This is a genomic window from Halomonas sp. ABH4_019 (assembly GCF_056159885.1).
Genome location: NZ_JBSWWC010000004.1, coordinates 100390 through 120065 on the forward strand (window position 1 = coordinate 100390; position 19676 = coordinate 120065).

Consider the following 19676-nt stretch of genomic DNA (forward strand, 5'->3'; position numbering starts at 1 on the left):
CCATGAAAATCACGATCTTCGGAACGGGCTACGTGGGGCTGGTGACCGGTACCTGCCTGGCTGACGTGGGGCACGATGTGTTGTGCATGGACGTCGACGCGGACAAGATCGCGCGGCTGGCGGCCGGCGAGATCCCGATCTTCGAGCCGGGCCTCGAGGAGATGGTCAAGGCCAACGTGGCCGAGGGGCGGCTGCGCTTCACCACCGACCCGGCCGAGGCGGTGGCCTTCGCGCCCCTGCAGTTCATCGCCGTGGGCACGCCGCCCGACGAGGATGGCAGCGCCGACCTGCAGTACGTGCTGGCGGTGGCCGAGACCATCGGCCGCCACATGACCGACGAGAAGGTCATCGTCGACAAGTCGACCGTGCCGGTGGGCACCGCCGACCGAGTGCAGGCCGCCGTGGCGACGACCCTGGCCGAGCGGGGCGAGTCGATCGACTTCGAGGTGTGCTCGAACCCCGAGTTCCTGAAGGAAGGGGCGGCCATCGAGGACTTCAGTCACGGCGCGCGGATCATCGTGGGAACCGAGTCCGAGCGAGTGAAGGCCCTGATGCGCGAGTGCTATGCCCCCTATATTCGCCGGCACGACAAGCTGATGTTCATGGACGTGCGGGCCGCGGAGCTGACCAAGTACGCCGCCAACGCCATGCTGGCCACCAAGATCAGCTTCATGAACGAGATCGCCAATCTGGCCGAGCGCCTGGGCGCCGACGTGGAGCAGGTGCGCCGCGGCATCGGCTCGGACCCGCGCATCGGCTATCACTTCATCTACCCCGGCTGCGGCTACGGCGGCTCCTGCTTCCCCAAGGACGTCCAGGCCCTGGCCCGCACGGCCAGCGAGGTCGACTACGCGGCCGAGCTGCTGGGGGCGGTGGAGGCCGTCAACCGGCGCCAGAAGCAAACGCTGTTCGCTAAACTGGCCAAGGCCTTCGACGGCGACCTGGCCGGGCGCACCATCGCCCTGTGGGGCCTGGCCTTCAAGCCAAACACCGACGACATGCGTGATGCCCCGAGCCGAACCCTGATGGAGGCGCTGTGGGCGGCCGGCGCCAGGGTGCAGGCCTACGACCCGGAGGCGATGGAGGAATGCCGCCGGCTCTACGGCGACCGCCACGACCTCACGCTGGCGGGCGACCGTGCCGAGGCGGTGCGGGGCGCCGATGCGCTGGTGATCTGCACCGAATGGAAGGCGTTTCGCAGCGTGGACTTCGCCTGGCTGAAGACGACGCTGACGCTGCCGCTGATCGTGGACGGCCGCAACCTCTTCGAGCCGGACGCGGTGAAGGCGGCGGGCCTGCTGTACTACGCCGTGGGCCGCGGCGACTCGGTCGAGCTGTCCTGACGCCTCCCGGCCGGCCCACCGTCCGCTTGGGGCTCAGCAAGCGGACGGTGGACGATTGCCTTTCTCCTAACACCTCACTCCTAACACCTCACGACTTGCTTCTCGCCCCTCGTGCCCCCTCGATCTCGCATGAATTCCCTCCTGCCTGTCACCCCAGTATTCCACCTCATGGTTTCCAGTCTGGCCATGCGGTTGGTCACTCCTTGCATGGTGATATCTCACCTGCCATGCATGAGGAGAATCCCTCTGTGAACAAACTGTAACTTCGTAAACTTTTCGTTAACCGCCCCGTGACGCTCTGTGACCGAAGGGAACCTCAGTGCCACGGAGCGTGCGGGGCGGTACCAGTCGGGCCAGGGGCTGACGCCAGACGGCACCCTATTGGCGGTAGCGTGACGGGAATCCGAAGGAGGCAGGCCATGAGGGCGACACATGCCGAAGCGCCTCAGTGCCAGGGTGGTGGCTCCGTGGTGAGACACCTTTTGTTACATGTTGTCTTGCTGGGATCCATGTTGTCGATCGGCGGCTGTGCCCTGTCGCCCGGGGGACATATCGATCCGGATACTGCCGGAGACAGTCTCGACGCGCGAGTGGACCTGGTGCCGATCACGGTCGATCTGGTCGATACCCTGTCGAGCGGTGCAGCCATGGAACAGTCGGCCAGGCCGGCGTCCCTGGCGCTGAAGAGCGCCGTGGCCGACTACGAGTACCTGATCGGCCCCGGGGATGTGCTGAGCATCATCGTCTACGACCATCCCGAGCTGACCATCCCGGCGGGGGCCGAGCGGTCGGCCTCGGAAACCGGTAACCGTGTGCAGCCTGACGGCACCATGTTCTATCCCTACGCCGGCCGGGTGCGGGTCGCCGGAAGAACCGTGGAAGAAACGCGTCGGTTGTTGACGAGTCGGCTGTCGCGGGTGATCACCGACCCGCAGGTGGAGGTCAGCGTGGCGGCCTTCCGTTCGCAGAAGGCCTATGTCAGCGGGGCGGTTCAGGCCCCGGGCATGGTGCCGATCGGTATCGAGCCGTTGACGGTGCTGGATGCCATCAGTCAAGCGGGCGGGGCGCGCCCGGATGCCGACTGGCACAACGTGCTGCTGACCCGCGATGGTCAGGAGCAGCGACTCTCACTGTATGACCTGCTGCGCCGCGGCGACCTGACCCAGAATCGTCTGCTGAGAAACGGCGACATCCTGCACGTGCCCACCGCCGAGAACCAGAACGTGGTGGTGCTCGGGCAGGTGACCCGGCCCGGTGCCATTGCCCTGGGCAACGAACGCATCACCCTGACCGATGCCTTGGCCCGTGCCGGTGGCGTCGACGAGTTCCGCGCCGAACCCTCCGGCATCTTCGTGGTACGTGGCGAGCCGGCCGGCGGCGAGAAGCTGGCCACGGTCTATCAACTGGATATCACAGATGCCACGCGTCTGATGCTGGGCACGCGCTTCCCGCTGCGTCCTCAGGACGTCGTCTACGTCACGGCGGCCCCGCTGGCGCGCTGGAACAACGTGATTTCGCTGCTGCTGCCGACCCTATCGCTGCCGGGTGATGTGGGGGGATCGGTAGATGAGGCTGGACTTTTGTAAGCGCGGAGGCGGTGTGAGGTTGAACGGGGGCCCGGAGGCGATGGATTGCTGGAGACACGGAATAAAGAAAAAGCCAGTGGCCTAGGCGCCGACGAGCCACTGGCCCGGTCGGGGGGCGGCATCCGATCACGATAACAACGACAGGGCAATGCAGGGAATTCGTTATGGACCAGTTCGAAGTACTGGTAAGACTCCCACGTCGCTATAAACGTGGTCTGTTGCGGCTGATCGATACCCTGGTGGTCTTCGCCTCTCTCGTGTTGGCCGTGGCGTTGGTCGGGCGAATGGATACGCTTTCCTCTCCGCAGACCTGGTTGGTCCTGTGTAGCGTGACCGCTACCACGCCGCTGATCCTGGGACCGCTCGGGGTCTATCGCATCGTGCTGCGTTTCATGCCCTTGGGCACTCTGGTCTCGCTGATGATCGGGGTGTCGCTGATGGTATTGTTCCTGCTCACTTTCGATTTCGTGTTGCTCGGGACCGTAAGCTGGCAGGTGGCGCCGGTGTTCGCACTGCTGGCCATCACCGGCATCGGCGGCGTGAGGCTGCTGCTGCGCGAACTCTATGAGTTGAGCCGACGGCCGCAGCGGCGCTCGGTGATCATCTATGGCGCCGGGGTGGCGGGCGGGGAGCTGGCGCGTTCGCTCAAGCATGGGGGCCGCTATCGTCCCCGGGCCTTCGTGGATGACTGGCGGGGGCTGCAGGGCTCGCTGGTCGAGGGCCTGCCGGTGCTGGCGCCGGAGGAGCTGGAGACCTGGATCGAGCGACTCGATGTCGAGGTGGTGCTGCTGGCAATGCCCAGCGTGCCGCGCTGTCGCCGGCGGCAGATCCTCGAGCGACTCGCCCGGCTGTCGATTCCCGTGCAGACCATCCCGGGGGCCGAGGATCTGGTCTCGGGGCGTGCCCGGGTCACGGATACCTGCGACGTCCAGGTCGAGGACCTGCTGGGCCGCGAGCCGGTGCCGCCCTTTCCCGAGCTGATGGCGGCCAACCTGTCCGACAAGGTGGTCATGGTGACCGGCGCCGGCGGCTCCATCGGCTCGGAGCTCTGCCGCCAGGCGATCACCCAGCGGCCGCGGGCCCTGGTGATGGTGGACAGCTCCGAATACGCCCTCTATTCCATCGAGCAGGAGCTCCAGCGGCTGGAAAGCGGCGTTGAGCTCCATGCCCTGCTGGCTTCGGTGCAGCAGGGCGAGCGCATGCGCGAGATCCTCAGCAGCTTCCACGTCCAGACGCTCTACCACGCCGCGGCCTACAAGCATGTGCCGATGGTGGAGTGCAACCTGGTGGAGGGGCTGCGCAACAACGTCTTCGGCACCCTGACGCTGGCGCTGGCGGCGATCGAGGCCCGCGTCGATACCTTCGTGATGGTGTCCACCGACAAGGCGGTGCGCCCCACCAACGTGATGGGCGCCACCAAGCGCCTGACCGAGCTGATCTGCCAGGCCTTTTCCGATCGCCCGGGACTTGGACTGCCGCGTTTCAGCATGGTGCGCTTCGGCAATGTGCTCGGCTCCAGCGGCTCGGTGGTGCCGCTGTTCCGTCGCCAGATCGAGCGAGGCGGGCCGCTGGAGGTCACCCATCCGGACATCACCCGCTACTTCATGACCATTCCCGAGGCGGCCCAGCTGGTGATCCAGGCCGGCGCCATGAGCCAGGGCGGCGAGGTGTACGTCCTCGACATGGGCGAGCCGGTGCGCATCGCCGATCTGGCCGCCAGCATGGTGCGGCTCTCCGGCCTGGAGGTGAAGGACGACCTGCACCCCGAGGGCGACATCGAGATCGTCTATACCGGCCTGCGCCCCGGCGAGAAGCTCTACGAGGAACTGCTGATCGGCGAGGAGGTGAGCCCGACCCGGCACCCGCGCATCATGACCTCCCGCGAGGCCTACTGGGCCTGGGAGGCACTCGAGCCGTACCTGGTCGAGCTGCATGGCGCCATGCTCGGCTCCCAGCACGGGCGCATCCAGCAGCTGCTGCTCCAGGGCCCGCTCGGCTATGCGCCCGAGGGCAGCCTGGTGGATCTGGTCTGGCAGGCGAAACGCGCGCGTCCGCCCATCGAGCCCACGGCGGGGTCTTCGCCGACGTCGCTTGCCGCGCTGCTTCAGGAGCGTTTCCGGTCATCCGGTTCGGCGTGACCGATGACTCGACAGGGAGGTATCGCCATGCAATGTCGTAACGTGGGACCACGGGGAGGTCGGGTAGGCCCCGGGCCGTCCCGCATGGCGAAGCGCTGCGCGATACCGGTTCTGCCCGGGGAAGGGCCATGATCCGCGAGGGGCCTTACCGTCCCCCCGCCGCCGGCGAGCCGGAGGAGGGCGTGCCGCTGTTGGCCCTGCGGCCGATGCTGTGGGAATGGCGCGAGGCACCGCCACCACCGGGGGTGGTGCTGGAGGGCCACGAGATCGGCCTGTTGCCGGAGGCCTGGCGGTACCTCGCCGGCCGGCTGGCCCCGCTGCCGCCGGACTGGCCTCGGGAGGTGCACGGCGAGCTGCGCCTGAGCGTCAAGTGCCTGGTGCTGGCAGCCGGCATGGGGGCGCCGCAACGCTTCGGTGAGGGCGACTGGCTGCTGTTGAGCGAGCCGGACGACGTGGCGGCGCTGGCATCGCTGTTGCTCAATCCCCATGGCGTGCATTTCCTCAATCACGCTCGCCATGAGCGCCGCGCGAGCTGGCAGTGGCAGCGGCGGGTGGCGTCGATTCAGGCAATCGTGGCGCGCCAGGGGCTGTCGCCCTCCGACGTGCTGGTGGATGCCGGCGTGGTGCTGGAGCTCTACGGGATACGCCGCGCCCGGGAGCTCGTCCTGCTGTCCCGGGAAGAGGTGGCCGACGATGCAGCCCCCTTTCGGGCCGGCGACGAGCTGCTGGTCCATCACGGGCGCGACCGGCAGATCCTGCTCCAGGACGAGCGCTATCACCTGGTGGTGGACGGCCTCAAGTTCACCGCCTTCCCGCAATTGAAGTGCCTGAAGCAGCGGCGTCGACGCCTCGTCGACCTCAATGACCTGGCCATGATGCACGCCCTGGAGGAGAGCCGCGCGTGGCGCCTGCAGCTGGGACGGGGGCTCGATCTCGGCCTGGGCGCGGTGTTGCTGCTGCAGCGGCAGTTGACGCGCCTGGCGGGGCGAGGCGGCCTGCGGGACGGGCGAGGCGCCTGAGGCGCCGGTTGGGGCAGGGTATATGTTAGTGGCGGCCGTCCTCCGGCGAGGGCGGCAATGAGGATGGAACCATGCCCCAGTTTTCGCTGGTAATGCCGGTGTATGACCAGGAGGCCGCGCTGGCCTCGGCGCTGGCCTGCGTGTACGAACAGACGCTCCACGACTACGAGTTGATCGTCGTCGACGGCGGGGCCTCGGGGGACGCGCTGGCCTTGCTGGAACGCGAGGCCGAGCAGGGGCGTCTGCGCCTGTTGCCTCGTGCGGATGTGGAGCAGGCCGGGCAGGAGGCCCGCAATCACGGCGCCTGGCAGGCCGGTGGCCGCTGGCTGGTGTTCTTCGATCCCGGCGACCTGCTGCTCTTCGACCACCTTTCCCAGTTCGCCGATGGCATTCTCGCCCATCCGCATCTGGAGCTGTTTCTCAATGCCTACCAGATGATGGAGGATCATCAGCGCCTGCCCAGGGTGGCCGCGCCCGCGCCCGGGGTATTGAGCCGGCACCAGGCCCTGGCCGCCCTGGCGCGCAACGATTTCATCCACACCAATGGCGCCTGCATCCTGCGCGAGCGCTTCCTGTCGTTGGGCGGCTTCCCGGACGGCCGCGACCACGGCCGGCGTGACGATGTGTTCTGGTTGCGGGCGCTGTGCGTTCTGGAGGCCATTCATTACGATGCTACCGTCACCAGCCTCTGCGTTCTCCGGCGAGACACGGCGGAGAACGCGCTTGTTTCGCTACCGGGGCCGACTTCCTGGGTGGCTATCCGCGAGGAGGGCGAGGCCCTGCTGGGGCGGTGCGAGCGCCATTACCTGAGGGCGGCGGTGAATCGCAAGCTGCTGTCCCTGGCGAGTGACAAGAAGCGCCAGGGGCAGCCGGTGTGGGACGAGCTGCGTACCCTGCGGTTGGCGGCCCTGCGCCCCAGCCATCTCTATCAGGCCCTGGCGCTGCCGCTGCCGAGCGGCAAGAGGTGGCGCGAGCGGCGGCGCTGAGCCGGGGGGCGGCGCACCGCCGCGCCTGTCGTCCCCTCGGTCCGGCTCAGCCTTCGTCTAGTGTCCTGTTTCGAAGGTTCGTTGAAGAGATGGCGAGCGCATTGGGTCGCCAGGCAAGGCGCCGCGACGAGGCATAGCGGCGCAATGGCGAGAAATGGCAACGCGGCATGGCGGCGCAAGGGGCCGCCAGAATTCTACCGTCAACTGCTGATGCAGGACACTAGGGCCCGCTCCAGCGCCGCCAGCCGGCCCGGTACCAGGGCGTCCTCCACGGCAGTGATGCGCAGTACATGGCCGAGCCCCGGATGGGCGGGCCGGGCGATCAAGCGGCCGTCGTCGAGCAGCTCGGCGTGCACTCGCCGGGCCACCTCGGCGTCGGCCAGGCGCACGCCGATGAAGTTGGTGGCGCTGGGCAGCACGTCGGCGCCGAGCGCGTGAAAATGGGCGCTCAGCCGATCGCGCCGCTCGATTACTGCGGCAATGTGATCTCGGGTTTCATCGGGATGGTCGAGTACTACCTCGGCGGCGGCCTGGGAGAGGGTGGAGACCGCGTAGTGGATGCGCACCTTCATCAGCATCGCCAGGGTCTCTGGGTCGGCGATGGCGTAGCCGACCCGCAGCCCGGCCAGGCCGTGGGCCTTGGAGAGGGTACGACAGCGGATCACCCCGGGCAGCACCTCCGCGGCGAAGGCGGAGTCGGCGTCCGGGCGGAAGTCGTGGTAGGCCTCGTCGAGCAGCAACCAGCAGTCTTCCGGCAGCGCCTCGCGCAGCCGGCGGATGGCCGCGTCGTCGTGCAGGTGGCCGCTGGGGTTGTCCGGGTTGGCCAGGTAGACCAGCCGCGCCTGTTCGGCGTGGGCCGCCGTTGCCAGGGCCTCCAGGTCCGGGGCCAGCCGGTCGGGCCCCTCGTCATAGTCGATCTCGACCAGGCGGCATCCCTGGGCGCGGGCGAAGTAGCCGAAGGTGGGATAGGTGCCGGCCGAGGCGATAGCGGTGACGCCCGGGGTCGCGGTGGCGCGTAGGGCGAGGGCCAGCAGGCTGTCGGCACCGGCATCCACCAGCAGGGCGTCCAGGGGGATGCCCTGCTGGTCGGCGAGCCGCCTTCGAATGCCGAGCGCCTCGGCGTCGCCATAGCAGTAGACGTGCTCGACCATGGCATCGCCGAAGTGTCGGCGCAGCGCCGCGTGGGGCATGTCGAGGCCCTCGTTGGAGCCCAGGCGATGGGGAATCTCGCGCCCCAGTCGGCGTTCCAGCACCTTGATGCCGGGGAAGGGATTGTCGGGGCCGGGGGCGTAGAGATGATCGGCGAAACGGGGCATGGGGTCTCCGTGAGGGTCGAATCAGCGTAGCGACAGCCACAGGGCCGCGACGCACAGCAGGGCGAGGAAGGCCGTCAGGCCCAGGCGTGCGGTGGGCAGGCGGCGTTCGCCGTACTGGGTGAGGGTCGGCCGGCGGGGCGAGTAACGGATGCTCAGCGGGCTGCCGGGCGGGGTGCGGGCCAGGAACGCCTCGGCGGCCTCGCGACTGGCGAAGGAGGGAACGTCGTCGAAGCGCCCGTTGTCGGAGCGATACGCGCTCCCCTCCACCGCGAAGCGATAGTGCACCCGGGCCAGGAAGCGCCGTGGGTGGTCGTCACGATCCGCCGGGCGGTGATGGTCGTCGACCACTTCCACCTCGGTATGGTCCACCCGGGCCTCGGCGGTCGGCCAGGCATTGACGGCGCGTCGCCGCCATGCGCCGCGCGCCGCCAGGGCGGCGCCCACGCCGCTGGCCAGGGCGATGAGGGGGGTAATGTCGGGCATGTCGGGAGTCCCTATGATCCAGTCCCTGCAACGTATCTTCCAGGACATGATGGCGCCTGGGCGTTCCCCTGAAAAGGCCGAGCCCACCCGGGCCCTGGCCACCGCCGTGCTGCTGTGCGAGGTGATTCGTGCCGACTATCGCCTGGAAGAGGCGGAACTGGCGCGGCTGGAGCAGATTCTCGTCGAGCGCTTCGCGCTGACCGCGGACGAGGCGGCGATGCTTGTCCGGCAGGCCCGCGAGGAGACCGAGAACGCGGTGGATCATCATCGCTTCCTGCGCGCGGTGCGCGACGGCTGCGACTACGACGAGCGGGTCGCGCTGGTGGGGCTGATGTGGTCGCTGGCGCTGGTGGACGGCGTCAAGGATCCCCTCGAGGAGCACCGCATCCGCCGCCTGGCCGAGCTGCTGCACGTCAAGCATGGCGATTTCATTCGCACCAAGCTCGACGAGGAAGGCCGACGCCCGGGCTGAGCTCGGCCTGGCCGCCGGTCTCGGGCTAGAATGGAGGCTCACGGCTCGCCCTCCGGCGGGCCAGGTTGGTGCAGCAAGGGAGATGCAAATGGCGCGTGACATCATCGTTCTGGGCGCGGGCATGGTCGGGGTTTCGGTGGCCTGGCACCTGGCTCGCCGGGGCCATGCGGTGACCCTGGTGGATCGCCGGTCGCCGGGACGGGAGACCTCCTACGGCAATGCCGGCATCATCCAGCGCGAGGCGGTCCGGCCCTATCCGTTTCCCCGCGATCTGGGCACCCTGCTGCGGGTGTTGCCCAATCGCCAGGTGGATATCCGTTATCGGCCCGGCGGCATGCTGCGTGCGGCGGGCCCCTTGATGCACTACTGGCGAAACTCCTCTCCGCGTCGCTACCGGCAGATCGTGCCGGAGTACGCGTCCTTGATCGAACGCTGCCTGGACGCCCATGCGCCGATGATCGAGGCCGCGGGGGCCGAGGCGCTGGTGCGTCGCGACGGCTGGCTGGAGGTGTACCGCCACGAGGCGGCCATGGCGGAGAGCCTGGCGGAGGCCGAGGAGAATGCCGCGCGTTTCGGCGTGCGCTATCGCGCCCTGGACGCCGCGGCCCTGGCCACGCTGGAACCCGGCCTGGCCCCCGGCCTGGTGGGTGCCATCCACTGGCTGGATCCCTGGACGGTGGCCGACCCCGGCGGCCTGGTACAGGCCTACGCCCGGTCCTTCGAGTCCGAGGGTGGGCGCATCGTCCAGGCCGAGATCGAGGAGCTGTCGTCGCAGTCGGGCGGCTGGCGGCTCGCCTGCTCGGCGGGGGAGTTCTCGGCCGAATCGCTGGTGATGGCGCTCGGTCCCTGGTCCCGGGAATGGCTCGAGCGGCTGGGCCTGTCGGTGCCGCTGTTCGTCAAGCGCGGCTATCACATGCACTACGGGACCGCCGGCGAGGCGCGCTTGAACCATTGGGTGATGGACGCCGAGGTGGGCTACCTGCTGGCGCCGATGCAGGCGGGCATTCGCCTGACCACCGGGGCCGAACTCGAGCGCCTGGAGGCGCCGCCGCACCTCGCCCAGCTGGCCGCTGCCGAGGCGAAAGCGCGCCGGCTGTTTCCGCTGGGCGAGCGGCTCGATGCCGAGCCGTGGAAGGGCGCGCGGCCCTGTACCCCGGACATGAAGCCGGTGATCGGCCCGGTGCCCGGTCAGGAGGGGCTGTGGTGCGCCTTCGGTCATGGCCACCAGGGATTCACCCTGGGGCCGGCCACCGGGCAGTTGCTGGCGCAGATGATGGACGGCGAAGCCCCGTCGATCGCCATGGAGCCGTTCCGGGTCGATCGTTTCTAGGCGAGGCCTTCGGCCGGGAATGCAGGGCCCGGCGCGGCGAGACCGGGCCCGGGCAGACGACAGAAGGCGTCCAGGCGCTGCCCGAGCGGGAGGGGCGGGCGTCGGTCAGCGCTGGGTCTCGCGCCCCTTCGCCCGGCGCTTCTCCAGAATCAGGTGGATCAGCAGCTTCACCGCCAGGGTGACGATGAACACCAGCCAGCCGGCGGTGGCCAGCACGTTGAACAGCAGCATCTTCTGGATGCCGCTGAGCGGCGTGATGAGGTGATCGATGAGGATGGCCAGCAGGAAGGCCAGGCCGAGGGGCAGTGCGAGGATATGCATCCACATCTCGGTGCGCCGCTTGCGCACGTGGTAGCGGCTTAGCAGCACGCGGATGGGGCGATGCACGAAGCTGATCAGGATCAGCGTGCCGGCCACCAGCAGCGCGGCCAGGGTCGGCTCGATGTTGTCGATGTAGACCGAATAGCTCACCGACCAGTAGACCAGCAACCACATCAGGCCGGCCAGGATGGCGACGAGGTCGGCGTAGTGACGTACCTTCGGCATGGTGTCTCCTAGGATGACTCAGCGCGCATGATACGGCAGATCAGCGTCGCCTGACGAACTTGCGCACCCAGTACCAGCGATTGATCAGCAGGGCCAGGAAGATCAGGCTGCAGCCGGCCAGCTGCAACGGGCTCATCGTTTCGCCGTACCAGGCGGCGGCCAGCAGGGCCGTCCAGACGGCCTCGAGCATCAGGATCACGGCCGCATGGCTCGGCGTGGTCAGCCCCTGGGCGTGAATCTGCAGGAAGAAGCGCAGGGTGCTGGCCAGCAGCACGCTGGCCGCCAGCCAGGCCAGGATGTGGCTCTCTACCCGCTGGGGCCAGGGCTCCACCGCCAGCGACACCAGGCCCAGCACCATCCCCACCACGCCGAGCTGCACCGCGGTCAGCGGCAAGGCGGGCAGGCGCTTGACGGCCCGCGAGTTGGCATTGATCAGCAGCGAGAAGCACAGCGCCGCGCCGGCCATCAGCCACTGGCCGGGTTCCAAGCGGAAGCCGGCGTTGAGCGACAGCAGCGCGAAGCCGAGCAGGGCGACCGGCAGGGCGATCCAGGTGGTGCGGGGCGGCCGGTCGCCGAACAACAGCCGTGCCATGACCGGCACCAGCAGGATGCCGAGGCTGTTGATGAAGGCGCTCTCGCCGAGGTGGTGGGAGTGCTCCAGGCCCAGGATCCAGAAGCCCAGGGCGATGCTGAACAGCAGGCCGATGGCCGCGGCGCTGGCGAGCTCCCGGGCGGTGAGGCGACGCAGCTGCGGCAGGGCGAACAGGGCCAGCAGGCCGCCGGCCAGCAGGAAACGCGTGCCGATGAACAGCAGCGGCGGCAGGCCGGCCAGGGCCTCCTTGGAGAAGATCCAGCCGGCGGCGGCCAGCAGGGTGACCAGCAACAGCAGCAGATCGGCCCGCATGGGGGGCCGGGAGTCGGGACGAGCAGTCATGGCGCTCCGGGGATGGCGAACGGCGAACTATCTTAGCAGACCAACAAAATCGCGTCCCGTTGGCTGGCCGCATTCCGGTATACTGCCGCCATCGCCGGGCCGCGAGGCCCATCCCCGGAATCGCCGAGACAGGATAGATCGTGACCACTCTGACCCTGACCCGCCCCGACGATTGGCATCTCCACCTGCGCGATGGAGAGGTGCTGTCCCTGGTGGTGCCCGCCAGCGCCCGCCAGATGGGACGCGCCATCATCATGCCCAACCTCAAGCCGCCGGTGACCACCACCGAGCAGGCGCTGGCCTACCGCGAGCGTATCCTGGCCGCGGTGCCGGAAGGGCACGACTTCGAGCCGCTGATGACGCTGTACCTGACCGATCGCACCACGGCCGACGAGATCGAACGGGCCCATGCCTCCGGCCTGGTCCAGGCGGTCAAGCTCTATCCCGCTGGAGCCACGACCAACTCCGACTCCGGCGTTACCGACCTGGCGAAATGCGACGCGGCGATCGCCGCCATGGCGCGACTCGGCATGCCGCTGCTGGTGCATGGCGAGGTCACCGACGCCGAGATCGATATCTTCGACCGCGAGGCGGTGTTCATCGAGCGGGTCATGAAGCCGCTGCTGGAGCGCCATCCCGACCTCAAGGTGGTCTTCGAGCACATCACCACCGCCGATGCCGTCACCTTCGTGGCCCAGGCGCCCGGCAACGTGGCGGCCACCATCACCGCCCATCACCTGCTGTTCAACCGCAATCAGATGCTGGTGGGCGGCATCAAGCCCCACTACTACTGCCTGCCGATCCTCAAGCGCGAACGCCATCGCCAGGCGCTGATCGAGGCGGCGACTTCCGGCAGCGACAAGTTCTTCCTCGGCACCGACAGCGCTCCCCATGCCAAGGGCGACAAGGAGAGCGCCTGCGGCTGCGCCGGCGCCTACACCGCCCCGGCGGCCCTGGAACTCTACGCCACGGCCTTCGAGGCGGCCGGCGCGCTGGATCGCCTGGAAGGCTTCGCCAGCCACCACGGCCCGGACTTCTATGGCCTGGCGCGCAATACCGAGACCGTGAGCCTGGTGCGCGAGCCCTGGACGCTGCCCGAGACCCTGCCCTATACGGACGGCCAGGTGATCGTGCCGCTGCAGGCCGGCGAGGCGCTGGGCTGGAAGCTGAAGGGGTAAGTGGAAAGAGGGAAGGAGGAAGAGCCGGCAGAAGCAGGAAGTGGGCTTTTGCTTCCCTCTTCGAGGCGCATGGCGCCTCGCTTCACTCTTCCTTCTCCAAGCTGGCGAGCTGCTCGTCGAGAAACGCCAGGGCGGCGTCCATCGCACCGTTGCGGGTCAAGAAGGCGGTGAAATGGCCGCGCAGCCTCTGCAGGTAAAGCTCGGCGGGCACGCCGGCCTCGGCCAGGCGGGCATACATGTCGGTGGCATGGTCCACCGGGACCAGGCCGTCCACGCCGCCGTGGAAAAGGAAGTGCGGCGGGGTGTCCGGACCCACCTGACGGGCGGGAGAGGCCAGGCGGTAGGCCTCGGGCTTTTCGGCGCGAGTGCCGCCGATGAATTCCACCACCAGCCGGCCGTCGTCGAACTTCAGCAGGTCGCTGGGCAGGCCGCCGGCCACCACCGCGGCCAGGCGCGTCGCGTCGCCGCCGTAGGGGCTATCCAGCGGGGCGCCATCGCGCTGCACGCCGAGCAGGCTGACCAGGTGGGCCCCGCTGGAGTAGCCCACTCCGACGATGCGCTCGGTGTCGATGCGCCAGTCATCGGCGTGATCGTGGAGCCAGGCCATGGCCACCTGCAGGTCGTGCAGCTGGGCGGGGAAGCGGTATTCCGGGGCGAAGCGGTAGGCGATGTTGGCCACCACGAAGCCCTTGGCGGCCAGGCGTTCGGCGATCGGCGTCATGTCCTCGGGGCTGCGGCGTTGCCAGCCGCCGCCGTGAACCAGCAGCGCCGCCGGTCGTCGGGCATCCCCCGGGGTGTCGGGCAGGTAGACTCGGGCGGCGAGGGATTCCGGCCATTCCGATGGGGTATAGGGGCGTTCGGGCAGCCGCCGGAAGGGGGTGTCGATGGGGCTTTCCGCCTGGGTCGAGGCGCTGGCGGGCACGCCGTCTGTGCTGCGCTGGCTGGCACACCCGCCGGCCAACAGGGGCAGGCACAGGGCCAGCCCCAGCAGGCGAACGCGCCGGCCGAGCATGGTTCAGCCCTCGGCGGGAACGGTCGCGGGCTCGGCGAGCCGAGCCACCATGGCGGTGACCATGCGGGTCGAATGATCGGCGGCCTGGTCGAGGAATTCCTCGAAGGAAAGGTGGTTGTCGCCGCCGCCGGCGATGTCCGACAGGGCGCGGATCACCACGAAGGGGCAGCCGTACAGGTGGCAGGTCTGGGCGATGGCCGCGGCTTCCATCTCGGCGGCGAGCATGGTGGGAAAGCGCGAGCGGGTCGTGGCGACCAGCTCGGGGCAGGCCATGAAGACGTCGCCGGTGGCGATCAGGCCCTCGACTACGTTCACCTCGTTCATCGCCTCGACGCACTCGCGTGCGACCCTGACCAGGCGCTCGTCGGGCAGGTAGGCGGCCGGCATTTGGGGCACCTGGCCGTGTTCGTAGCCGAACACCACGGCATCGACATCGTGGTGGCGCACCTCGCTGGAGACCACCACGTCGCCGATCGCCAGGCCCTCGCCGAAGCCGCCGGCGGAGCCGGTGTTGATGATCGCCTCGGGCTGGTACATGTCCAGCAGCAGGGTGGTGCCGATGGCGGCGTTCACCTTGCCGATGCCGGACTGCAGGATCACCACCTCGACGCCATGCAGACGCCCCTGATGGAAGGTGGAGCCGACGTGGGTGCGGGTCTCGCGATCCTCGAGCAGGTCCGCCAGTCGGGCGACTTCCTGGGCCATGGCGCCGATGATGCCGATGCGTTTCATCTATCCGTTCTCCGCGAGGGAAGGTGAGGAGTAATGGCTTGAGTTAACTCATGGTTCAGCGCAGCAGAGAATCAGCCTTCTTCCGCGAAGACCTGGGTCCACTCGTCGCGTTTGGCCAGGATCCTGCGGGCGATCGCCTGGGCGCCCTCCAGGCTGTGGCTGGCGGCCCAACCGCACTGCATCTCGTTGCAGGCCGGCACTTCGGTGGCGTTCAGCACGTCGTTGAGGGTGCCCTCCAGCAGGTCGAGCACGCCCTGGTAGTCATCGTGGTTGATCATCGCCACGTAGAAGCCGGTCTGGCAGCCCATGGGGCTGATGTCCACGACCTTGTCGGAGTGGTTGCGCGACAGCTCGGCCATCAGGTGCTCGAGGGAGTGCAGCGCGGGCATCTCCATATGGTCCTGGTTGGGCTGGCAGATGCGCAGGTCGTACTTGTGGATACGATCGCCATGCTCGCCGGTCTTGATGTCGGCCAGACGGACATAGGGAGCCTTCACCTTGGTGTGATCCAGGTTGAAGCTTTCGACGTTCATCTTGTCGCTCATCGACGGACCTCGCGAGTCGGTGGAAAGTCAGGGGCGCATTCTACCGGAGTGCGACGAAGGGTGCACGGAGTGGCGGCCAGCATCCCCTACACCCTCGCGCTTATGCTCCTCGGTCTCGACACTCGAGCCAGCTCCTCACGCCATTCCGTCATGCATCTCGGCGGCGAGCAGGGTGTTCTCGAGCAGCGAGGCGACGGTCATGGGGCCGACTCCGCCGGGCACCGGCGTGATGTGGCTGGCGCGGGCGGCGGCGGGCTCGAACTCCACGTCGCCGATCAGGCGGCCGTCGTCCTGGCGATTGATGCCCACGTCGATGACGATGGCGTCGTCGCGCACCCATTCCCCCTTGACCAGGCCCGGCATGCCCACGGCGACCACCAGCAGCTCGGCGCGACGCACGTGCTCCTCGAGGTTGCGCGTGAAGCGGTGGCAGACCGTGGTGGTGCAGCCGGCCAGCATCAGCTCGAGGGCCATGGGGCGGCCGACGATGTTGGAGGCCCCGACCACGGTGGCGTCCAGGCCGCGCAGCGGCAGGCCGGTGTCCTGCAGCAGGGTGATGATGCCCTTGGGCGTGCACGGGCGCAGCAGCGGCAGGCGCTGGGCCAGGCGGCCGAGGTTGTAGGGGTGGAAGCCGTCGACATCCTTGTGGGGGAGGATGCGCTCGAGGATCGGGCGCGGATCGAGGTGGTCGGGGAGCGGAAGCTGGACCAGGATGCCGTCGATGGCCGGGTCGGCGTTGAGGCGGTCGACCAGCGCCTCGAGCTCGGCCTGGCCGGTCTCGGCGGGCAGCTGGTGCTTGATCGACTGGATGCCGGCTTCCTCGCAGGCGCGATGCTTGTTGCGCACGTAGACGGCGGAGGCCGGATCCTCGCCCACCAGCACGACGGCCAGCCCCGGCACCCGTCCGCCGGCTTCCCGGCGTGCCTGCACCTGACGTGCGACCTGCTGGCGGACTCGGGCGGCAATGGACTTGCCATCGATCAGTTGGGCGGTCATCGAGTTTCCCTCTGGTGGTCGGATGGTGAAAGAGGGGCGATTTTCGCATGACCCGGCGTGAAGGCAAAGTGAGGGGAGGTGCAAGGGGCTAGGGGTGAGGTGCAAGGGACAAGGGAGGAGGTGCAAGCCGGATAGGGGGAGTAGGATAAGCGATTGACCTTCGGGCGTTGTGGCTTGACGGCGGCGGAGAGATACGTAGAATACGCAGCGCTTGACGAGGCCCCTGCGGCGGCGTCAGGGCCGTGCAAGAGCCGGCGGGGTGTAGCGCAGTCTGGTAGCGCGCCTGCTTTGGGAGCAGGATGTCGGGGGTTCAAATCCCTCCACCCCGACCACAAGCTGTTGATTGAGTTGAAAGAATTTCAGTCGATGGCTTGCGGACAGGCGCTCGGGAACGTAGAATGCGCCCATAGCTCAACCGGATAGAGCAACGGCCTTCTAAGCCGTAGGTTGCAGGTTCGAGTCCTGCTGGGCGCGCCATGCTGTATGGCGTCGCGGCTGGCTCGGCCCGGTCGAGCATGATCGAAGTGGTGGATGTAGCTCAGTGGTAGAGCCCCGGATTGTGGCTCCGGTGGTCGTGGGTTCGATCCCCATCATCCACCCCATTTCGATATCACCCCAGGCAGTGGTGGATGTAGCTCAGTGGTAGAGCCCCGGATTGTGGCTCCGGTGGTCGTGGGTTCGATCCCCATCATCCACCCCATTGCCTCCCTTCTTAAGTGCTTTTTCGCATCAACTCTCCTTTTGCTTTGTCGATCGATCGTCTGTAACGCCTCGTGCGTGGCGGGATGCCGGCGTGTTCGCGGGTGCCGTCAGGCCGATTTGCGGAGAATCGACGTCCGGCCCTTGTCTAATCGGTGTCGCATCCCCATATGTAGGGCCATGGCGCTTGCCACTGCCCGGCGGGATTCATAGAATTCTCGCCTTTGAACGTTTCACGCTTTTCACACAGAACACGCCCCAGTCGGTAGAGGACATTTCATGCAAGTTTCCGTCGATACGACCTCCCAGATTGAACGCCGCATCAAGGTGCAGGTGCCGGCCGCCGAAATCGACGAGGCCGTCGCCGCCCGCCTCAAGGATGCCGCCAAGAACGTGCGCCTGGACGGCTTCCGCCAGGGCAAGGTGCCGATGTCGGTGATTCGTCAGCGCTACGGCCGCGGCGTGCGCGACGAGGTGGTCGGCGAGGTGATGCGCGAGCGCTACGTGAAGGCCATCACCGACGAGAACCTCAATCCGGCCGGCTACCCGCAGATCGAGGCCGAGGTCAACGAGAGCGGCAAGGACCTGGAATTCACCGCCACCCTCGAGGTGTACCCGGAGGTCGAGCTGGCCGCCATCGAGGGCACCGAGGTCGAGCGCCCGGTGGTTCAGGTGGTCGACGCCGACATCGACGAGATGATCGAGACCCTGCGCAAGCAGAACGCCGCCTGGGAAGAGGTCGAGCGGGCCGCCGAGGATGGCGATCAGGTCAACATCGACTTCCAGGGCTACCTGGGCGACGAGCCCTTCGAGGGCGGCAGCGCCGAGGGTCACGACCTGGTGATCGGTTCCGGCAGCTTCATTCCCGGCTTCGAAGAGCAGCTGATCGGTGCCAAGGCCGGTGAGGACAAGGAGCTCAAGGTCACCTTCCCCGAGGACTACCAGGCCGAGCAGCTGGCCGGTCAGGAAGCGACCTTCAAGGTCAAGGTCAATGCCATCAAGGCCCAGGCCCTGCCCGAGGTCGATGCGGCCTTCGTCGAGAAGTTCGGCGTCGAGGACGGCGACCTGGCCAAGTTCCGTGACGAGATCACCAAGAACATGAGCCGCGAGGCCGAGCAGGCCGTCGAGAACCGCGTCAAGCAGCAGGTGCTCGAGGCGCTCAAGAAGGCCAACGACATCCCGGTGCCGCAGGCCCTGGTCCAGCAGGAGACCGACGGTCTCAAGCGTCAGGCCGCCCAGCAGTTCGGCCTCGGCGAGGACTTCGACGTCAGCCAGCTGCCCAACGAGCTGTTCGCCGAGCAGGCCAAGAGCCGCGTGCAGATCGGCCTGCTGCTGGCCGAGGTGATCAAGGTCAACGAGCTCGACGCCTCCGACGACGAGATCAAGGCCAAGGTCGAAGAACTGGCCCAGCAGTACCAGGAGCCGGAGCAGGTGGTCGAGTACTACCTGAGCAACGACGAGATGAAGAACCAGGTCAAGTCGGCCATTCTGGAAGAGAAGGCCGTCGAGGTGCTGCTTGGCCAGGCGACCGTCAAGGACGTCGAGATGAGCTACCAGGACGCCCTGGCCGCCGCCCAGCAGCAGGGTGGCGAAGCCGAGGAAGACGCCGACGAGGCCGAGGACGAAGCCAAGGCCTGACGGTCACTCCCGGCCCTCCCGCCCGCTCGCCGGGCGGGATGTCAGGCGTCGCTTCCATACATCGGATGCAAGGACATCACCCATGAGCAACGAGTTCGATATCCAATCCGCCGGCGGCCTGGTGCCGATGGTGGTCGAACAGAGCGCACGCGGCGAGCGGGCCTACGACATCTACTCCCGCCTGCTCAAGGAACGCGTGATCTTCCTGGTGGGGCCGGTGGAAGACTACATGGCCAACCTGCTGGTGGCCCAGCTGCTGTTCCTTGAGTCCGAGAACCCGGACAAGGACATCCACCTTTATATCAATTCGCCGGGCGGCTCGGTGACCGCGGGCATGTCGGTCTACGACACCATGCAGTTCATCAAGCCCGATGTCTCCACCGTGTGTATCGGCCAGGCGGCGAGCATGGGCGCGCTGCTGCTGGCCGGCGGTGCGGCGGGCAAGCGCTACTGCCTGCCCAACTCGCGGATGATGATCCACCAGCCGTTGGGCGGCTACCAGGGGCAGGCCTCCGATATCGAGATCCACACCCGCGAGATCCTCGGTATCCGCGAGCGGCTCAACCAGATCCTGGCCCATCACACCGGCCAGGACATCGAGACCATTGCCAAGGATACCGACCGCGACAACTTCATGAACGGCGCGCAGGCGGCGGAGTATGGCCTGATCGACGCCGTGCTGGATAAGCGGCCGACATCCTGATAGCGTGAAATCAACCACGC

General features: G+C 67.7%; 18 protein-coding genes and 4 tRNA genes. 14 read left to right on the top strand and 8 right to left on the bottom strand.

Annotated elements, in window-relative coordinates:
- The first annotated feature begins 2 nt into the window (after window positions 1–2).
- The 5 genes from ACXAFN_RS16145 (at window position 3) to ACXAFN_RS16165 (ending at window position 7072) form a co-directional block, all read left to right on the top strand.
- The gene (locus tag ACXAFN_RS16145) at window positions 3–1343 is read left to right on the top strand and encodes a UDP-glucose dehydrogenase family protein (RefSeq protein WP_474990332.1); all 1341 of its coding nucleotides are present in this window, start codon (window positions 3–5) and stop codon (window positions 1341–1343) included.
- Between the two features lie 419 nt (window positions 1344–1762).
- On the top strand, window positions 1763–2929 hold the full coding sequence (locus ACXAFN_RS16150) for a polysaccharide export protein (protein WP_474990334.1): 1167 nt from the start codon (window positions 1763–1765) through the stop codon (window positions 2927–2929).
- Between the two features lie 164 nt (window positions 2930–3093).
- Complete coding sequence (locus ACXAFN_RS16155; RefSeq protein WP_474990336.1) at window positions 3094–5067, top strand: polysaccharide biosynthesis protein; 1974 nt, start codon at window positions 3094–3096, stop codon at window positions 5065–5067.
- A gap of 128 nt (window positions 5068–5195) precedes the next feature.
- On the top strand, window positions 5196–6086 hold the full coding sequence (locus ACXAFN_RS16160) for a hypothetical protein (RefSeq protein ID WP_474990338.1): 891 nt from the start codon (window positions 5196–5198) through the stop codon (window positions 6084–6086).
- A gap of 71 nt (window positions 6087–6157) precedes the next feature.
- The gene (locus ACXAFN_RS16165; protein WP_474990340.1) at window positions 6158–7072 is read left to right on the top strand and encodes a glycosyltransferase family 2 protein; all 915 of its coding nucleotides are present in this window, start codon (window positions 6158–6160) and stop codon (window positions 7070–7072) included.
- A gap of 200 nt (window positions 7073–7272) precedes the next feature.
- On the opposite strand, the gene ACXAFN_RS16170 is transcribed toward ACXAFN_RS16165, so the two are convergent.
- Window positions 7273–8388 (bottom strand): pyridoxal phosphate-dependent aminotransferase, encoded by a 1116-nt coding sequence (locus ACXAFN_RS16170; protein WP_474990342.1) that lies wholly within the window; start codon window positions 8386–8388, stop codon window positions 7273–7275.
- Window positions 8389–8409: 21 nt separating this feature from the next.
- Window positions 8410–8871, bottom strand: coding sequence for a DUF3592 domain-containing protein (locus ACXAFN_RS16175; protein ID WP_474990344.1), 462 nt, complete (start codon window positions 8869–8871; stop codon window positions 8410–8412).
- Window positions 8872–8884: 13 nt separating this feature from the next.
- Here ACXAFN_RS16175 and ACXAFN_RS16180 point away from each other — a divergent pair, with 13 nt between their 5' ends.
- Both ACXAFN_RS16180 and ACXAFN_RS16185 read left to right on the top strand, forming a co-directional pair.
- Window positions 8885–9343 carry a tellurite resistance TerB family protein gene (locus ACXAFN_RS16180; protein ID WP_474990346.1) on the top strand — a complete coding sequence of 153 codons (459 nt, stop codon included), beginning with the start codon at window positions 8885–8887 and terminating at the stop codon, window positions 9341–9343.
- Window positions 9344–9431: 88 nt separating this feature from the next.
- The gene (locus tag ACXAFN_RS16185) at window positions 9432–10673 is read left to right on the top strand and encodes an NAD(P)/FAD-dependent oxidoreductase (protein ID WP_474990348.1); all 1242 of its coding nucleotides are present in this window, start codon (window positions 9432–9434) and stop codon (window positions 10671–10673) included.
- A 105-nt stretch (window positions 10674–10778) separates the two neighbouring features.
- Here the strand turns inward: ACXAFN_RS16185 and ACXAFN_RS16190 are convergent, their stop codons facing one another.
- Complete coding sequence (locus ACXAFN_RS16190; RefSeq protein WP_474990350.1) at window positions 10779–11219, bottom strand: hypothetical protein; 441 nt, start codon at window positions 11217–11219, stop codon at window positions 10779–10781.
- A gap of 40 nt (window positions 11220–11259) precedes the next feature.
- Window positions 11260–12153, bottom strand: a complete 894-nt coding sequence (locus tag ACXAFN_RS16195; RefSeq protein ID WP_474990352.1) for a DMT family transporter — start codon at window positions 12151–12153, stop codon at window positions 11260–11262.
- Window positions 12154–12293: 140 nt separating this feature from the next.
- On the opposite strand from ACXAFN_RS16195, the gene pyrC reads away from it, so the two are divergent.
- Window positions 12294–13331, top strand: a complete 1038-nt coding sequence (gene pyrC, locus ACXAFN_RS16200) for a dihydroorotase (RefSeq protein WP_474990354.1) — start codon at window positions 12294–12296, stop codon at window positions 13329–13331.
- A gap of 82 nt (window positions 13332–13413) precedes the next feature.
- On the opposite strand, the gene ACXAFN_RS16205 is transcribed toward pyrC, so the two are convergent.
- The 4 genes from ACXAFN_RS16205 to folD form a co-directional block, all read right to left on the bottom strand.
- The gene (locus ACXAFN_RS16205; protein WP_474990356.1) at window positions 13414–14343 is read right to left on the bottom strand and encodes an alpha/beta hydrolase fold domain-containing protein; all 930 of its coding nucleotides are present in this window, start codon (window positions 14341–14343) and stop codon (window positions 13414–13416) included.
- A gap of 3 nt (window positions 14344–14346) precedes the next feature.
- On the bottom strand, window positions 14347–15075 hold the full coding sequence (gene mtnN, locus ACXAFN_RS16210) for a 5'-methylthioadenosine/S-adenosylhomocysteine nucleosidase (RefSeq protein WP_474990358.1): 729 nt from the start codon (window positions 15073–15075) through the stop codon (window positions 14347–14349).
- A gap of 71 nt (window positions 15076–15146) precedes the next feature.
- Window positions 15147–15620 carry an S-ribosylhomocysteine lyase gene (locus tag ACXAFN_RS16215; protein ID WP_474990360.1) on the bottom strand — a complete coding sequence of 158 codons (474 nt, stop codon included), beginning with the start codon at window positions 15618–15620 and terminating at the stop codon, window positions 15147–15149.
- A 135-nt stretch (window positions 15621–15755) separates the two neighbouring features.
- Complete coding sequence (gene folD, locus ACXAFN_RS16220) at window positions 15756–16616, bottom strand: bifunctional methylenetetrahydrofolate dehydrogenase/methenyltetrahydrofolate cyclohydrolase FolD (protein WP_474990362.1); 861 nt, start codon at window positions 16614–16616, stop codon at window positions 15756–15758.
- A gap of 255 nt (window positions 16617–16871) precedes the next feature.
- On the opposite strand from folD, the gene ACXAFN_RS16225 reads away from it, so the two are divergent.
- From ACXAFN_RS16225 to clpP, 6 genes are all read left to right on the top strand, one after another.
- Window positions 16872–16948 (top strand) — tRNA-Pro (locus tag ACXAFN_RS16225).
- Between the two features lie 68 nt (window positions 16949–17016).
- Window positions 17017–17093: transfer RNA gene (locus tag ACXAFN_RS16230), tRNA-Arg, on the top strand.
- 50 nt (window positions 17094–17143) lie between these two features.
- Window positions 17144–17218 (top strand) — tRNA-His (locus tag ACXAFN_RS16235).
- Between the two features lie 23 nt (window positions 17219–17241).
- Window positions 17242–17316 (top strand) — tRNA-His (locus ACXAFN_RS16240).
- 278 nt (window positions 17317–17594) lie between these two features.
- A complete protein-coding gene (tig, locus tag ACXAFN_RS16245) occupies window positions 17595–18953 on the top strand; it encodes a trigger factor (RefSeq protein ID WP_474990364.1) in 1359 nt (452 codons plus the stop codon).
- Between the two features lie 82 nt (window positions 18954–19035).
- Entirely contained in the window at window positions 19036–19656 is a 621-nt protein-coding gene (gene clpP / locus ACXAFN_RS16250) for an ATP-dependent Clp endopeptidase proteolytic subunit ClpP (RefSeq protein WP_183387194.1), read from the top strand.
- Window positions 19657–19676 lie beyond the last annotated feature (20 nt).

What these genes read in the sequence shown, in the direction of transcription:
- ACXAFN_RS16145 (WP_474990332.1), top strand. Translation starts at nt 3, where the DNA reads ATGAAAATCACGATCTTCGGAACGGGCTACGTGGGGCTGGTGACCGGT.
- ACXAFN_RS16150 (WP_474990334.1), top strand. Translation starts at nt 1,763, where the DNA reads ATGAGGGCGACACATGCCGAAGCGCCTCAGTGCCAGGGTGGTGGCTCC.
- ACXAFN_RS16155 (WP_474990336.1), top strand. Translation starts at nt 3,094, where the DNA reads ATGGACCAGTTCGAAGTACTGGTAAGACTCCCACGTCGCTATAAACGT.
- ACXAFN_RS16160 (WP_474990338.1), top strand. Translation starts at nt 5,196, where the DNA reads ATGATCCGCGAGGGGCCTTACCGTCCCCCCGCCGCCGGCGAGCCGGAG.
- ACXAFN_RS16165 (WP_474990340.1), top strand. Translation starts at nt 6,158, where the DNA reads ATGCCCCAGTTTTCGCTGGTAATGCCGGTGTATGACCAGGAGGCCGCG.
- ACXAFN_RS16170 (WP_474990342.1), bottom strand. Translation starts at nt 8,388, where the DNA reads ATGCCCCGTTTCGCCGATCATCTCTACGCCCCCGGCCCCGACAATCCC.
- ACXAFN_RS16175 (WP_474990344.1), bottom strand. Translation starts at nt 8,871, where the DNA reads ATGCCCGACATTACCCCCCTCATCGCCCTGGCCAGCGGCGTGGGCGCC.
- ACXAFN_RS16180 (WP_474990346.1), top strand. Translation starts at nt 8,885, where the DNA reads ATGATCCAGTCCCTGCAACGTATCTTCCAGGACATGATGGCGCCTGGG.
- ACXAFN_RS16185 (WP_474990348.1), top strand. Translation starts at nt 9,432, where the DNA reads ATGGCGCGTGACATCATCGTTCTGGGCGCGGGCATGGTCGGGGTTTCG.
- ACXAFN_RS16190 (WP_474990350.1), bottom strand. Translation starts at nt 11,219, where the DNA reads ATGCCGAAGGTACGTCACTACGCCGACCTCGTCGCCATCCTGGCCGGC.
- ACXAFN_RS16195 (WP_474990352.1), bottom strand. Translation starts at nt 12,153, where the DNA reads ATGACTGCTCGTCCCGACTCCCGGCCCCCCATGCGGGCCGATCTGCTG.
- ACXAFN_RS16205 (WP_474990356.1), bottom strand. Translation starts at nt 14,343, where the DNA reads ATGCTCGGCCGGCGCGTTCGCCTGCTGGGGCTGGCCCTGTGCCTGCCC.
- mtnN (WP_474990358.1), bottom strand. Translation starts at nt 15,075, where the DNA reads ATGAAACGCATCGGCATCATCGGCGCCATGGCCCAGGAAGTCGCCCGA.
- ACXAFN_RS16215 (WP_474990360.1), bottom strand. Translation starts at nt 15,620, where the DNA reads ATGAGCGACAAGATGAACGTCGAAAGCTTCAACCTGGATCACACCAAG.
- folD (WP_474990362.1), bottom strand. Translation starts at nt 16,616, where the DNA reads ATGACCGCCCAACTGATCGATGGCAAGTCCATTGCCGCCCGAGTCCGC.
- tig (WP_474990364.1), top strand. Translation starts at nt 17,595, where the DNA reads ATGCAAGTTTCCGTCGATACGACCTCCCAGATTGAACGCCGCATCAAG.
- clpP (WP_183387194.1), top strand. Translation starts at nt 19,036, where the DNA reads ATGAGCAACGAGTTCGATATCCAATCCGCCGGCGGCCTGGTGCCGATG.